12 protein-coding genes are annotated in these 14,688 nt (G+C 45.4%); 6 read left to right on the plus strand and 6 right to left on the minus strand.

Annotation, left to right across the window (positions count from 1 at the left end):
• Positions 1 to 50: 50 nt before the first annotated feature.
• From AZI87_RS04310 to AZI87_RS04330, 5 genes are read left to right on the plus strand one after another with little or no spacing between them, the layout of a single operon-like run.
• Positions 51 to 1,172 carry an ABC transporter substrate-binding protein gene (locus AZI87_RS04310; RefSeq protein ID WP_063205170.1) on the plus strand — a complete coding sequence of 374 codons (1,122 nt, stop codon included), beginning with the start codon at positions 51 to 53 and terminating at the stop codon, positions 1,170 to 1,172.
• Positions 1,173 to 1,181: 9 nt separating this feature from the next.
• Positions 1,182 to 2,084: a branched-chain amino acid ABC transporter permease gene (locus tag AZI87_RS04315; protein ID WP_063205171.1), complete on the plus strand. Its 903-nt coding sequence runs from the start codon at positions 1,182 to 1,184 to the stop codon at positions 2,082 to 2,084.
• A 2-nt stretch (positions 2,085 to 2,086) separates the two neighbouring features.
• Complete coding sequence (locus AZI87_RS04320) at positions 2,087 to 3,058, plus strand: branched-chain amino acid ABC transporter permease (RefSeq protein WP_063206569.1); 972 nt, start codon at positions 2,087 to 2,089, stop codon at positions 3,056 to 3,058.
• Positions 3,039 to 3,815, plus strand: a complete 777-nt coding sequence (locus AZI87_RS04325; RefSeq protein WP_063205172.1) for an ABC transporter ATP-binding protein — start codon at positions 3,039 to 3,041, stop codon at positions 3,813 to 3,815. The genes AZI87_RS04320 and AZI87_RS04325 overlap by 20 nt, the downstream gene beginning before the upstream one ends.
• On the plus strand, positions 3,812 to 4,525 hold the full coding sequence (locus AZI87_RS04330; RefSeq protein WP_063205173.1) for an ABC transporter ATP-binding protein: 714 nt from the start codon (positions 3,812 to 3,814) through the stop codon (positions 4,523 to 4,525). Before AZI87_RS04325 ends, AZI87_RS04330 begins: the two co-directional genes overlap by 4 nt.
• Here the strand turns inward: AZI87_RS04330 and AZI87_RS04335 are convergent.
• From AZI87_RS04335 to AZI87_RS04360, 6 genes are all read right to left on the minus strand, one after another.
• Positions 4,522 to 4,788 carry a DUF5985 family protein gene (locus AZI87_RS04335; protein WP_063205174.1) on the minus strand — a complete coding sequence of 89 codons (267 nt, stop codon included), beginning with the start codon at positions 4,786 to 4,788 and terminating at the stop codon, positions 4,522 to 4,524. The genes AZI87_RS04330 and AZI87_RS04335 overlap by 4 nt on opposite strands.
• A 1-nt stretch (position 4,789) precedes the next feature.
• A complete protein-coding gene (locus tag AZI87_RS04340) occupies positions 4,790 to 5,047 on the minus strand; it encodes a DUF5985 family protein (protein WP_063205175.1) in 258 nt (85 codons plus the stop codon).
• A gap of 2 nt (positions 5,048 to 5,049) precedes the next feature.
• Positions 5,050 to 5,421, minus strand: a complete 372-nt coding sequence (locus tag AZI87_RS04345; RefSeq protein ID WP_063205176.1) for a hypothetical protein — start codon at positions 5,419 to 5,421, stop codon at positions 5,050 to 5,052.
• On the minus strand, positions 5,411 to 7,456 hold the full coding sequence (locus AZI87_RS04350; RefSeq protein WP_063205177.1) for a hybrid sensor histidine kinase/response regulator: 2,046 nt from the start codon (positions 7,454 to 7,456) through the stop codon (positions 5,411 to 5,413). Before AZI87_RS04350 ends, AZI87_RS04345 begins: the two co-directional genes overlap by 11 nt.
• 2 nt (positions 7,457 to 7,458) lie before the next feature.
• A complete protein-coding gene (locus AZI87_RS04355; protein WP_063206570.1) occupies positions 7,459 to 12,813 on the minus strand; it encodes a HAMP domain-containing protein in 5,355 nt (1,784 codons plus the stop codon).
• A 309-nt stretch (positions 12,814 to 13,122) separates the two neighbouring features.
• Positions 13,123 to 13,704 carry a hypothetical protein gene (locus tag AZI87_RS04360; RefSeq protein WP_063205178.1) on the minus strand — a complete coding sequence of 194 codons (582 nt, stop codon included), beginning with the start codon at positions 13,702 to 13,704 and terminating at the stop codon, positions 13,123 to 13,125.
• Positions 13,705 to 14,008: 304 nt separating this feature from the next.
• Here AZI87_RS04360 and AZI87_RS04365 point away from each other — a divergent pair, with 304 nt between their 5' ends.
• Positions 14,009 to 14,491 carry a hypothetical protein gene (locus AZI87_RS04365; protein ID WP_063205179.1) on the plus strand — a complete coding sequence of 161 codons (483 nt, stop codon included), beginning with the start codon at positions 14,009 to 14,011 and terminating at the stop codon, positions 14,489 to 14,491.
• Positions 14,492 to 14,688: the final 197 nt, after the last annotated feature.

Consider the following 14,688-nt stretch of genomic DNA (forward strand, 5'->3'; position numbering starts at 1 on the left):
AACTTGAATTCTAGTGTGTATCTATTTGCACTCTTAGAAATGAGGTCCTGATGAAACGCCTGCTTTTAACTTTGGTATTGGTGCTTCCGCTTTTTGCGGGTTGTACAAAAAAAGAGAATGAAATCGTGATTGGTGAGTATGATTCCTTAACTGGAAGTGATGCTACTTTTGGTTTGAGTTCAAATAAAGGCGTTCGTTTGGCCCTGGATGAAGTGAATGCCGCAGGTGGAATCAAAGGAAAGAAAATTTCTTTGGTGACTCTGGATGACCAAGGTAAAAACGAAGAGGCTGCGGCGGCCGTCACTCGCCTTATCAATCAAAATAAAGTCGTCGCTATTATCGGTGGTGTCGCCAGCGGCCGCTCGAAAGCATCAGCTCCGATTGCTCAGAATGCAAAAGTCCCTTTTCTTTCTCACGCTTCGACAAATCCGGATGTAACTAAAATTGGTGATTATGTGTTCCGCATTTGTTTCATCGACCCTTTCCAAGGCTTCGTCATGGCTAAGTTTGCGAATGAGAATTTGAAACTTAAAAAAGTGGCGATTCTTCGTGACGTGAAAAACGATTACAGCGTGGGTCTTGCAGACGTTTTTTCAGAAGAGTTTAAAAAACGCGGTGGCGAAATCACAAACGACCTCAGCTATCAAGCCGGAGACATCGATTTTAAAGCGCAACTGACTCAGATCCGCTCAAAAAATCCAGATGGTATCTATGTTCCAGGTTACTACACAGAAGTGGGCTTGATCTCTCAACAAGCACGTCAACTTGGTATCAAAGTGCCACTGATGGGTGGCGACGGCTGGGACAGCGACAAACTTTCAGAGATTGGCAAAGAAGCTGTGAACGGCAATTATTATTCGAATCACTACACGACAGAGTCTACAGACCCTTTAGTGACTGAGTTTATCAAAAAATTCAAAGCAAAATACAATGAAACGCCGGATGCCTTGGCGGCCTTGGGCTACGACGCCGGAAAAATCTTAGCGGCAGCCATTGAGCGCGCTCCCGACTTGTCAGGAAAGTCTATTCGTGATGAACTAGCTAAAACGAAAGATTTTGCAGGCGTGACAGGCAAAATCACTTTGAATGAAAATCGCGACGCTGTGAAAAGTGCCGTGATCATCCAAGTAGACGGTACCAACCGCAAATATATTACGACGATCACGCCATAAGGACGGTGCATGCAGGATTTCATACAACACATTATCAACGGTATCAGTCTTGGCTCTATTTACGCACTGATCGCCCTTGGTTACACGATGGTGTATGGAATCCTGAAAATGATCAACTTCGCCCACTCGGATGTTTACATGGTGGGCGCTTTTGCCGCTTACTACTTCGCTCGTTGGATCGGCATTGAAAACAACCCGGGCATTTCTTCCCTGATCACTCTTCTTATTGTTTCAATGATCTGTTGTAGTATTTTAGGTTTGATCATTGAGCGCCTGGCCTATCGCCCCCTTCGAAACGCACCGAAGTTAAATATTCTTATCACGGCGATTGGTGTGAGTTTATTCTTAGAGTATTCCGGCCAAGTTGTTTTCGGTGCGGACCCTAAAGTCTTCCCCTCTGTGATGAACGACTTTGTTTTATTCAATATCGGTAACGTTGAATTAAAGTCTTTCGATATCACGGTTCTTGTCGTCAGCATCCTTGCGATGCTTGCTTTGAATTTTCTTATTTTTAAAACAAAAATCGGTCGTGCTATGCGCGCTGTAAGCAGCAATGCTTCTGTCGCTAGCCTTCTTGGTGTGAATCCTGATCGAATCATCGCGTTTACTTTCGTTGTCGGTTCTTCATTGGCCGGAGTAGGCAGCGTACTTGTCGGAATGAAATATCCTAAAATCGATCCGTTGATGGGAATGATGATTGGCATGAAGGCCTTCGTCGCGGCCGTCTTGGGTGGCATCGGCAACTTAGGCGGTGCGGTTCTAGGTGCCTTGATCATGGGTCTTTCTGAAGAAATGGTCGTCGCTTATCTTTCCAGTACGTACCGCGACGCTTTGGCTTTTGGTATTTTGATTGTGATCTTGATCTTTAAGCCTGCGGGCCTTTTGGGCAAATACTCGGTGGAGAAAGTTTAATGATTAAATCACTAAAATCTCCCCTGCTCGTATTTTTATTTCTTTGTGTTCTGGGTTTCATTCTTGATTTTGGAATAAACGCTTACTTCCAGCTCATCTTGCTTTTTGCCCTCGTGAACTGTTTGCTTTCCATGAGCCTCAATCTTGTGAATGGCTACACGGGACAGTTTTCTTTGGGCCACGCGGGATTCATGGCCATCGGCGCTTACTTTTCGGCTTACGCCAATACTCACTGGGATTTGATTCCTCCGTCATTTCAGGCCATAGAATATTTTATTTATGCTTTGGGCGGCGGTTTGTTGGCCGCTATCGCAGGATTCTTAGTTGGCCTTCCTTCATTGAGACTTAAAGGGGATTACCTTGCGATTGTGACTTTGGGCTTTGGCGAAATCATCCGTGTGGCTTTGCTAAACATGGATTTCTTAGGTGGCCCTCGTGGATATTCGGGAATTCCTGGTTTTGGTTCTTTCTTGTTCTCTTTTATTTTTGCCTCAATTTGGCTTGTCATCTGCTTCTTTACTATTTGGCGCGTGATGCACTCTACTTACGGTCGCGGTTTTTTAAGTGTGCGTGAAGATGAAATTGCGGCAGAGGCCATGGGTATTAACACGACCCGCATGAAAGTACGCTCCTTCGTGCTGTCCAGCTTCTTTGCTGGTGTCGCAGGTTCCTTGTTTGCGCACTTCACTAACTTCATCAACCCTTCTTCCTTTACTTTTCTTTTAAGCGTGAATGCCGTGATCATGGTGGTCCTAGGGGGCATGGGCTCGATGACAGGTTCTATTGTTGCCGCAGTAGTTCTGACGATTCTTCCAGAAGCTTTGCGTCCTTTACAGGAGTTCACCGGTGTCGACCTCCGCATGGTCATCTATTCTTTGCTTTTAATCTTGGTTATGATTCTTCGCCCGAAGGGACTTTTCGGCGAAAAAGAAATCACCGATGTTTGGAGAAAATATGTCCGACGTTCTGCTTGAGGCGCGTAAGATCACCATGCAGTTCGGCGGTCTGAAGGCTGTCGACTCTTTGGAATTTAAAATTCGCAAGGGTCAGCTTGCAGGACTGATCGGTCCTAATGGAGCTGGCAAAACGACGGTCTTCAACATGCTTACCGGTGTGTATCAGCCCACTCATGGCGATGTTGCTCTGGAAGGTAAATCTTTAAAAGGCCTGAAACCTTATGAGATCTCTCATCATGGAGTCACGCGCACATTTCAAAACATCCGTCTTTTTAAAGGCCTTACAGTTTTAGATAACGTTTTGATTGCCGGTCATCAACACATGCACTACGGGCTTTTCGACACCCTTTTGCAAACATCTCGCTTCCGTAAGGCCGAACAAGCTTTGCAGGAAAAAGCGATGAGTTTGCTCAAGATCTTTCATCTCGATGGAAAAGCTCATAAGCCCGCAAACTCTTTGCCTTACGGGGAACAGCGAAAGCTTGAGATCGTTCGCGCCCTTGCAACGGATCCCAAAATTATTCTATTAGATGAACCCGCGGCGGGCATGAACCATTCTGAAACCCATCATTTGATGGAGACCATTGCTAAAATTCGCGAAGAGTTTAAACTGACCGTTCTTTTGATCGAACATGACATGAAGCTGGTTATGGGCATTTGCGAAAACATCATCGTTTTGGACCACGGAGTGAAGATCGAAGAAGGTGATCCTCAAAAGGTTCAAGGTTCACAAAAAGTGATCGAAGCCTACCTTGGCGTGGAGGAAAAAGAATGAGTTCTCCGCTTTTGACCGTCGAAAATTTAGAAGTTTTTTATGGATCCATTCAGGCTTTAAAAGGAGTCAGCTTTTACGTCAACGAGGGCGAAGTCGTGTCTTTGATCGGCGCCAATGGAGCAGGCAAAACGACAACCTTAAGAGCAATTTCTGGACTCGTTCCAGTACAGGGCCAGATCTCATTTGCAAATCAGAATCTGACTAAAGTTCCTACTCATAAACGCGTGAACTTAGGCATTGCGCAGTCTCCTGAGGGCCGCGGCGTATTCCCTCAGATGAGCGTATACGAAAACCTAGAAATGGGAGCCTATGCCCGTTCTGACAAAGCTCAGGTGAAAGCCGACTTAGAAATGTGCTTCGATCTTTTTCCACGCTTGAAAGAGCGTGTCGCGCAAATGGCCGGGACATTGTCAGGCGGTGAACAACAGATGCTCGCCATCAGCCGCGCTTTAATGTGTAAGCCTAAGCTGCTTCTTTTGGATGAGCCTTCTTTAGGATTGGCTCCACTGATCGTTGCGCAGATTTTTGAAATTGTGAAAAAACTGAATAAAGAAGGAATGACGATTCTTTTAGTAGAGCAAAACGCGCGCATGGCTTTGAAAATTTCCCACCGCGCTTATGTTTTGGAAACGGGTCGCGTCGTCATGCAGGATTCAGCTCAGAATCTTCTTAACAACGACGAGGTCCGTAAGTCTTACTTGGGCGTTTAAGCTCGGTTCTTTTCAACCACGGCGCCCGTAATCATCATAAATGCCAACAACCGGAAGACGAAGACATAGGTATGAACTTCGTTTTCACTTTGAATAAACACAAAGATGAATCGTTCAATAGCCAATAAAAAGAAGGCTAAAGAAAATAAGAGAAAAAAACGATCGGTAGTCTTCCTCCAAAATTTGAGAAAGAAAATGCCCGCAGCAATCGACGCCATCATCACGGCGCCGTAGAGAAACTGATTAAATTCTTGATTGTCCATATTACACCGTATCCCAAATCAAACCGTAAATAAACGAAGCCATCGCTACGAATATAATAACCGCGCGGATCGTAGACAGGTCATAACTGGGTCCCAATTGAAAATCGACCGAAAGTAAAATGTTGTTTAAAGCGATTCCGACAAAACAGGCGCTGCTCCAGAAAAGAAGTCGTGTGCGGTTGCTAAGGTAAGCGCGCATCAGCATAAAGGCACAGAAGGTACTCATAATCGAACAAAGAAGATAGACGACGAATGCCATAACTAGTCTTTCTTGATTTTAAAAGCATTCGCGAAGTCACGGATGCTATCAATAGGTTGTGAGTAAATGAATCCGATAACGGATGAACGACGATTGGCATAGAGCTCTTCCAATCGGTTCAGAATATCCATTTGTTTTGAATGGGCAGGGAATTCATAGCCCTCGCCATTATTTACAATTAATTTTGCCGCCGCCAACTCTGCAAGCTGTGATGAGGCGTAGGATACGTTCGTTCGCATTTCAGAACTAATGTCTTCCGCGCGCCACGCTTTCGTAGAATCCCGCTTCATCAACAGTAAAACTTCTAACAGAGAAACCGAGCTGATATACCGTCGAATAAATTCACGGATATCATCAGGTATCTCACCGGACATGAGCATCCCCTTCCTTAGGTTTATTAGGATTGAACTTCGAAAGATGCTCAATCAGAACGTTGAATTCGACCGGCTTAGCAAGATGTTCCGTGCAACCGGCACTGATACTTTTTTCTCTTTCTTCACGCAGAGCATGGGCCGAAAGAGCAATGATGGGAGCTTTAAAATTTTGAGCTCTTAAAAGACGTGTCGCCTCGTAGCCGTCCATCAATGGCATTTGAATATCCATTAAAACCGCATCGTATTTGCCCTTCAGGGCCTTTGCGATGCCTTCTTGTCCATTGTTGGCGACATCCACCTGGGCGCCAGCGATATTTAGAAAGTGAACCATTAATGCTTGGTTATCTAGAACATCTTCTACCAAAAGAACTTTCATGCCTTTCAAACGACCATCGCTGATCTCAGAGATGCTTTTTCTTTTTCTTTGAATACCGAATTCTAAGTTCGAGATCAGGCTCTTTCTATTCACCGGTTCCGCATGAATCGTTACGAGGAATTTACTGCCCTTGCCCTGCTTGCTTTCTTCCAATTTCACATCACCACCCATGGCGCGCGCAAGTTGACGAGACAATGCAAGACCCAAACCAGTTCCACCAAATTTGCGTGTCGTAGAACCGTCCTCTTGAACAAAGGGTTGGAATAATTTAGAAGCATGTTCAGGAGCGATACCTACCCCCGAATCAGAAATCAAAAATCTCATTTCATCATTTTGCCACTGCACATCTAGGTGAACAAATCCGTGACTGGTGAACTTCAAAGCGTTTCCGACAAGATTTAAAAGAATTTGTCTTAAACGAGTCGGATCTGAATAAATGGCCTGCGGAATCGAGTTCATCAAATTAATTTCAAAATTCAAACCCTTATCGGCGGCCTGAAGATTCAATAGATTCTTTAAATCTTCCAGCAATGCAGACATATTGACTTCGACATGTTCAATCGTCATGTGTCCAGATTCAACTTTCGAAATATCTAAAATCTCGTCAATGATTTTAAGAAGCTGGCTGGCATTTCTTTGCACGGTATGAATGCAATCAATGCGATCTTCCGACGTTTGATTGGGTTCCAACATCAACTCTGTAAAGCCCAGGATAGCGTTCATAGGTGTGCGAATTTCATGACTCATATTAGCAAGGAAACTGGTTTTAGAAAGATTCGCCGCTTTGGCTTCCTTTTCAGCCTGAATCAGTCGGATCTCTGCCATCTTACGATCATGAATGTCAGTACAAGTGCCTAACCAATTCTGTGCTTGGCCAAATTGATTAAGTTCGGAAACTGTCTTTACCCAGAACCAACGTTGCTCGCCGTCGTGTTTGGTGATGCGGCATTCACATTCGAATGAACTTCCGTCTGCCATAGCCTGCATCCAGGTTTTTAGGAAGTTTGTCAGATCTTCACCGACAAACGCTGTTTGCCATCCACTTCCGAAACTTTTTTCTAAAGAAAGGCCGGTGTAATCACTCCAACCTTTATTGAAATAATCCAAAGTTCCGTCCCCACGCGCACGCCACACCATATGGGGAATGGCATCCGCAAGATTGCGGTATCGTTTCAGACTTTCATTTTCCAACTCGGTAAGACGCAGATAGCGCTCGCGACGTTCGCTTTCACGAATGGTTTCGGCTTGCGCTTGCAATTGACGATTTTTTTTGAAGAGCTCGATGAAGACGCTGACTTTCGAACGCAAAATCTGAGGTTCGAATGGCTTAAAAATATAATCCACTGCACCGGCTTCATAGCCGCGATAGATATAGCGCTCGTCTTTATTGATAGCAGTTACAAAAATGATCGGCGTCAGTTTGTATTTTTCGTGCTTGCGAATCAAAGCTGCTGTTTCAAAACCATCAAGCTCTGGCATCTGCACATCCAACAGAATCACGCCGAAATCATAAAGGTTTAAAAGATCCAAAGCCTCACGACCCGATTGGGCCTTGACCAAATTCACGCCGGGCATATCAAGGACGGCCTCCAGAGTGATGAGGCCGTCGATACGATCATCGACTATTAAAATGTCTACGAGGCTCTGATCTTTGCGCATAATTAGTTCATTTTTTCTTTATTCGGTAACCAAGAGTACATGACTGATAACAAATGTGCTTCGTCAACAGGCTTCGTGACGTAGTCTGAAGCTCCGGCTTCGAGACACTTCTCTCTGTCGCCCTTCATTGCTTTCGCCGTCAATGAAATGATTGGCAAATTTGCAAACTGAGGAAGCGCACGGATTTCGCGGGTGGCCTCCAATCCGTCCATTTCTGGCATCATCGTGTCCATCAATACCAAATCCGTATCCGGATTTTCAGTAAGAACCTTAATTCCTTGTTTGCCGTTTTCTGCAAAAACCACATTCATACCGCGCATTTTTAGCACACTTGAAAGGGCAAAAACGTTACGGACGTCATCATCGACAATCAGAACTTTACGACCGGTAAAGTCAGCTTCAACTGGGAGTGGCAGAGCTTGAGTGCTTTCGTCTGCCTGAATGCCTACATTCTGCGCTTCCGCACCCGTGTACTTCAATGGAAGAACCAGAGTAAAGCTACTGCCTACACCTGGCTGACTTTGCACTTCGATAACACCACCTAAGAGGCGAGCGATTTCTCGACTGATCGTCAGACCCAAACCTGTTCCACCATATTTACGACTTGTTGTGCCGTCAGCTTGTTGGAAGGCTTCGAAGATCAATTTCTGTTTTTCTAATGGAATACCGATACCGGTATCGGTTACTCGGAAGACCATCGCTCCTTTAGATTTGCTGCCTTCGCTGGAATATCCAGTGCGCGTTTTGTCCCAAACAACTTCCAGCTTCACTTGTCCTTTTTCAGTGAACTTAAAAGCATTCGACAAAAGGTTCTTCAAAATCTGTTGCAGACGGTTTTCATCCGTATACATGTTTTTCGGGAGGTCCGTGCTGGTTTCGATAACAAACTCCAGACCCTTGTGCTCTGCCACCGGACGGAACGTCTGCTCGATGTATTCTTGAACCTCTTTGAGTGGAACTGCCTTTGGCGTGACTGGCATTTTTCCAGCTTCCACTTTTGATAGATCTAGAATCTCGTTGATCAATGCTAACAAGTCTTGTCCGGCTGAATGGACCGTGCTTGCAAATTTCACCTGTTCCGCACTTAAGTTCTTATCCTTATTATCCGCCAATGTTTTTGACAGGATTAACAAGCTATTAAGCGGCGTGCGAAGTTCGTGGGACATGTTCGCCAAGAATTCGGACTTGTACTTCGAAATAAGTGACAGTTGTTCTGCTTTTTCTTCGAGTGAACGAGACGCCAGTTCGACCTCTTGGTTTTTGACTTCCAAAAGTTTCGCCTTTTCTTCGAGCTCTTTTGCTTGCGCTTCCAGTTCGGCATTGGAACGTTTCAACTCTTGCAGAAGTTCCTCTGTTCTCATACTTGAAGAGATCATGTTCAGGATAACGCCGACCGAATCCATTAACTGATCCAGGAAGTTGATATAGTTCTGAGTAAACGGAATGACGGAAGCCAATTCAATAACGGCTTTCAGCTCTCCCTCAAACAGAACTGGAAGAACAATCACATTGCGTGGCTTTTCTTCCACGATGCTGGAACTGATTTTTACATAGTCATCCGGTGGAGAGATCAGAAGAATGCGTTTTTTCTCGAACGCGCACTGACCCACCAGACCTTCTTTAAGTTTGTATTTGTTAGAAACATTTCTTCTTTCAGTGAAAGCGTAGCTCGCAATCAAATTCAAGACAGTTTCATTGCCTTCATTTTCTGCCATGAAGAATGTTCCATGACGAGCGTCCACCAATGGAGTCAGCTCGGACATGATCAACTGCGCGACTGAAGTCACGGAACGCTGCCCTTGCATCATTCCAGAGAACTTCGCGAGGTTCGTTTTCAACCAGTCTTGCTCTTGGTTTTTCTGAGTCGTGTCTTTCAGATTTGAGATCATCTGATTGATATTTTCAGAAAGGGCCGCAACCTCTCCTTGTGCTTCCACCGTGATTGAACGAGTCAAATCACCTTTTGTTACCGCTGTCGATACTTCCGCGATCGCACGAACTTGTGTTGTTAAGTTTCCGGCAAGCTGATTCACGTTGTCGGTCAAATCTTTCCAAGTACCCGAAGCGCCCGGAACTTTCGCCTGTCCGCCCAGTTTACCTTCGATACCCACCTCACGAGCAACTGTCGTTACCTGATCAGAGAATGTACGAAGAGTATCTGTCATTGAGTTGATCGTTTCAGCAAGAGCGGCCACTTCCCCTTTTGCTTCAAGAACGAATTTTTGATTTAAATCACCTTCGGCAACGGCAGTAACGACCTTCACGATACCGCGAACTTGTTTTGTTAAGTTCGAGGCCATGAAGTTTACGTTATCTGTTAAGTCTTTCCATGTACCGGCAACACCAGGTACGTGGGCTTGTGCTCCCAGTTTACCTTCGACACCCACTTCACGTGCGACCGTGGATACCTGATCCGCGAATGTACGTAGCGTGTCTGTCATTGAGTTGATCGTTTCCGCAAGAGCGGCCACTTCCCCTTTTGCTTCAAGAACGAATTTTTGATTTAAATCACCATTGGCAACAGCAGTTACGACTTTCACGATACCACGGACTTGCATGGTCAAGTTTGATGCCATGAAGTTCACGTTATCCGTTAAGTCTTTCCAAGTTCCAGACACCCCTTTAACATCGGCTTGTCCACCTAGTTTTCCTTCAGTACCAACCTCTTTCGCCACGCGAGTCACCTCGGCAGCGAATGAGTTCAACTGATCCACCATCACGTTGATTGTATTTTTCAGCTCTAGGATTTCACCCTTGGCATCAACGGTGATCTTCTGAGACAGGTCACCTTTTGCAACGGCTGTTGTTACTTTGGCGATGTTACGAACTTGAGCTGTTAGATTTCCTGCAAGACCATTTACGTTATCTGTAAGGTCTTTCCACGTACCCGAAACACCTTTTACTTCCGCTTGTCCGCCCAATTTACCTTCAGTACCAACCTCTTTCGCCACACGAGTCACCTCGGCAGCGAATGAGTTCAACTGATCCACCATCACGTTGATTGTATTTTTCAGCTCTAGGATTTCACCCTTGGCATCAACGGTGATCTTCTGAGACAGGTCACCTTTTGCAACGGCTGTTGTTACTTTCGCGATATTACGTACTTGCGCGGTTAGATTTCCGGCAAGGCTGTTGACGTTATCAGTTAAGTCTTTCCATGTACCAGAAACTCCGCGAACTTCCGCTTGTCCACCCAGTTTACCTTCAGTACCTACTTCTTTCGCCACACGAGTCACCTCGGCAGCGAATGAGTTCAATTGATCCACCATCGTATTGATTGTATTTTTTAATTCGAAGATCTCGCCTTTGGCATCAACCGTGATTTTCTGTGACAAGTCACCTTTTGCGACCGCCGTCGTAACTTTAGCGATGTTACGTACTTGCGCTGTTAAGTTTCCGGCTAGACCATTCACGTTATCAGTAAGGTCTTTCCAAGTACCGGAAACACCTTTAACTTCGGCTTGTCCGCCCAGTTTACCTTCAGTACCCACCTCTTTCGCGACACGAGTCACCTCGGCTGCGAATGAGTTCAACTGATCCACCATGACGTTGATTGTATTTTTAAGCTCAAAGATCTCGCCCTTAGCATCCACCGTAATTTTTTGTGACAAGTCGCCTTTAGCAACGGCGGTTGTTACTTTCGCGATGTTACGTACTTGGTCTGTTAAGTTACCCGCTAAGCTATTTACGTTGTCTGTGAGGTCTTTCCACGTACCAGAAACTCCGCGAACTTCGGCTTGTCCGCCCAGTTTACCTTCAGTACCAACCTCTTTCGCGACACGAGTCACCTCGGCAGCGAATGAGTTCAACTGATCCACCATCGTGTTGATTGTATTTTTTAATTCAAGGATTTCGCCTTTAGCATCGACCGTAATCTTTTGTGACAAGTCCCCTGTCGCCACCGCGGTGGTAACTTTAGCGATGTTACGCACTTGAGCTGTTAAGTTCCCGGCTAGTCCGTTCACATTGTCAGTTAAGTCTTTCCATGTACCAGAAACACCTTTTACGTCGGCCTGACCACCTAGTTTTCCTTCGGTACCAACTTCTTTCGCAACACGTGTTACCTCCGCTGCGAATGAGCGAAGCGTATCCACCATTGTGTTGATGGTGTCTTTCAGTTCAAGAATTTCACCTTTGGCGTCAACCGTGATCTTTTGTGACAAGTCACCATTTGCTACGGCTGTTGTTACTTTGGCGATGTTACGTACTTGCGCCGTTAAGTTATTCGCAAGACCATTCACATTATCTGTTAAGTCTTTCCAAGTACCAGACACACCTTTTACGTCGGCCTGACCACCCAGACGACCTTCAGTACCCACTTCCTTCGCGACACGAGTCACTTCGGCTGCGAACGAGTTCAACTGATCCACCATCACGTTGATGGTATTTTTAAGCTCTAAGATTTCACCGCGCGCATCGACCGTGATTTTTTGTGACAAGTCACCGTTGGCAACCGCCGTTGTTACTTTCGCGATGTTACGTACTTGCGCTGTTAGATTATTCGCAAGACCATTTACGTTGTCTGTTAAATCTTTCCAGGTACCAGACACACCTTTTACGTCGGCCTGACCACCCAGACGACCTTCCGTACCTACTTCCTTCGCAACACGCGTTACCTCGGCGGCGAATGATGAAAGCTGATCCACCATGACGTTGATAGTGTTTTTGAGCTCGAAGATCTCGCCCTTGGCATCAACCGTGATCTTTTGCGACAAGTCCCCTTTGGCTACGGCTGTTGTTACTTTGGCGATGTTACGAACCTGGTCCGTCAAGTTACCCGCAAGGCTGTTTACGTTATCTGTTAAGTCTCTCCAAATACCTGAAGCACCGCGAACGTCCGCTTGTCCGCCCAGTTTTCCTTCCGTACCCACCTCTTTCGCAACACGCGTAACCTCAGAGGCAAATGAATTTAACTGGTCCACCATGGCATTCACCGTGGTACCGATACGCAAGAACTCCCCTTTGACCGCGCGGGATTCAATTTCTAAGGACATCTTCTGTGACAAGTCGCCCTTTGCCACGGAGGTGATGACACGCGCGACCTCTTGTGTCGGCTGTACCAGATCCCCGATAAGAAGATTCACAGAGTCTACACTTGTCGCCCAGGCGCCGCGCACCGACCCCATCGACACACGTTCGTTCATCTTACCTTCAAGACCGACGGTGCTTCGAACTCTGACGAATTCGTTGGCCATATTTTCGTTAAGCTCGATGATATCGTTGAGGACTTCACCGATTTCAGCAATGATACCCTCTTGCCCCACCGGCATTCTCACCGCGAAGTCACCACGTCGCACGGCTTTTACCGTGAACAAAAGCTGGCGCAGTTGTTCTTTGGGGTTTGTGTCTGTTGGCATTTCAAAATTCAGAAAGGTTGACGGTGCGACATTTTTTTTGTCGACTGACGAAAACTCTTTCATCTTCATCGGCTTCACAGGTGTTTTAGAATTCTTTTTTCCGGAACGACTTTTTGCTTCTACATGAGTATCAAGCTTAGCCACAAGATCTCTCCTTAGTTCGAGACATCTTCGAATAAACATTATGGGAATTTAAACATGTAGACAAAACACAAATTCTTACGAGGATTTAATTCTGTGGGCTACACGGGGTCAATTACCAACGCGTAACTTGAAAGCTCCAAGAAGGGAAATCTTGGAGCGAGAGATCTATTTTAGAGGATCACAATACATCGTCCCAGAGGAAATCAGCTTCCAGCGACATTTCATTCCTCCTGCAGCAATCAACTCAGTCGTGAGTTTTGCAGAAGCTGTTTCGGACTGCAAAATAATTTCGCGTGGCTCATCCACAAAAAATTGTTCAGCCACTGTGTCTGCAGCAAAAGGAATAACTTGCGACGTGAGCAATTCTTCGCCACGCACCAATGAAATTTTAAGGGCGATGCTGCCTTGGAAATCATCGGGTTTTTGCCAATTCTTATCGTACTTATAATTCACCATACGGAACATAAGCAGATCCTCGGTACGTGACAATGAAATCAAAGAGCTCTGTGGCATCCCGACTTCTGCGCCTTCAACGATCAGCGAAAATTTAATTTGAGCATCACCAACAATTTCCTTTTTTATCGTCATGTCGTAGCCGTGATCTATGCCTGTCGTTGTGTGCGCGAAGTAGGGGAAATCTCTTTTAGAAGTGCAAGGCTCTAGACAGCTACGATTTCCTGACTCCTGCGCAAAGGCAGAGAGCGTAAAAAGAAGACAACCCAAAACTGTAACTACTGAACTTTTCATAAACCATCCTTTTATTTTGAGATTCAGGAAGGGTTTAGCAGGTATTGTTCCAAGTGTTTCGATTACCAAATTTGTTAGGAAGTCAGGTTTGGTAACTTCGTATAAAGCGTCTGATCGACACACCTATTTGCCCATAAAGAGGCTAAATATGTTTAAGTTTTATAAGCATTGCCAAAAAATGCGCATTTTTTGGTTTTTATACTCTGAAACAAGCCTCCAGATCTTCTTAATATCTCGCAGCCGGGCACGGTGATTGCTCCTTCGTTGAAACACATTCAAACCTCTCAGAAACGGAGCTTGTTCCATGAAATTCTGTATTCCAGCCTTCATCACTGTTCTTTTCGTATCCTTGTTTGTTCAGGCTGGGACTACGTCAGGAAGCATTGGCGTATCCTTAACCATCGTCGACGCGGGAAAAACATCTTCAGGCGCGCCTACAAGCCCTACAGACTTACAAAGCGTGAAGTCTTTGAGTGTTCTCACAGATGCCGTAAATGGTGCTGTCATTGATGTTCTAATGAATGGACAAAAGATCGCGTCCGTCCTTTCACAAAACGGTGTTATCCATTTCGATGTGGACCTACGCGATGTCGACAGTATTCATTTCGCCTTTAAATCCAATGGCAAAAACGTCAATGTTTTACAAACTTACTATAGGCAAGGTAAGCATTCGATCTCACCGCAAATGAGCCAGAAAATATATCGCCAGCAAGTCCCAACAACAGACGCCCAGGGAAATCCATCGACCCGCACCGTGGACGTACAGGTCGTTGAAATCTCTTATTAGCGATGTTTCGAGTCTCGGGCCGAGCCCCCTTTGGATTTCCGACGAGACTCCATATAAAAGAAAAGTGATACAAAGAAAATCAGCGGGATAAATATAAATAGAAGATTTAAGAACTTTTCACCAAGCTCCATAGGGGCATCCTTTCTAGAAAGGATGGCGACCCTACCATCAAAAAACTTTTGCGAAACTCTTCCGCA

Origin of the sequence: Bdellovibrio bacteriovorus (assembly GCF_001592745.1) — a bacterium.
Classification (GTDB): Bacteria; Bdellovibrionota; Bdellovibrionia; order Bdellovibrionales; family Bdellovibrionaceae; genus Bdellovibrio; species Bdellovibrio bacteriovorus_B.

Bases quoted from the DNA above. Each gene is read 5' to 3' on its own strand.
- AZI87_RS04310 (WP_063205170.1), top strand. From the start codon at position 51: ATGAAACGCCTGCTTTTAACTTTGGTATTGGTGCTTCCGCTTTTTGCG.
- AZI87_RS04315 (WP_063205171.1), top strand. From the start codon at position 1,182: ATGCAGGATTTCATACAACACATTATCAACGGTATCAGTCTTGGCTCT.
- AZI87_RS04325 (WP_063205172.1), top strand. From the start codon at position 3,039: ATGTCCGACGTTCTGCTTGAGGCGCGTAAGATCACCATGCAGTTCGGC.
- AZI87_RS04330 (WP_063205173.1), top strand. From the start codon at position 3,812: ATGAGTTCTCCGCTTTTGACCGTCGAAAATTTAGAAGTTTTTTATGGA.
- AZI87_RS04335 (WP_063205174.1), bottom strand. From the start codon at position 4,788: ATGGACAATCAAGAATTTAATCAGTTTCTCTACGGCGCCGTGATGATG.
- AZI87_RS04340 (WP_063205175.1), bottom strand. From the start codon at position 5,047: ATGGCATTCGTCGTCTATCTTCTTTGTTCGATTATGAGTACCTTCTGT.
- AZI87_RS04345 (WP_063205176.1), bottom strand. From the start codon at position 5,421: ATGTCCGGTGAGATACCTGATGATATCCGTGAATTTATTCGACGGTAT.
- AZI87_RS04350 (WP_063205177.1), bottom strand. From the start codon at position 7,456: ATGCGCAAAGATCAGAGCCTCGTAGACATTTTAATAGTCGATGATCGT.
- AZI87_RS04355 (WP_063206570.1), bottom strand. From the start codon at position 12,813: ATGCCAACAGACACAAACCCCAAAGAACAACTGCGCCAGCTTTTGTTC.
- AZI87_RS04360 (WP_063205178.1), bottom strand. From the start codon at position 13,704: ATGAAAAGTTCAGTAGTTACAGTTTTGGGTTGTCTTCTTTTTACGCTC.
- AZI87_RS04365 (WP_063205179.1), top strand. From the start codon at position 14,009: ATGAAATTCTGTATTCCAGCCTTCATCACTGTTCTTTTCGTATCCTTG.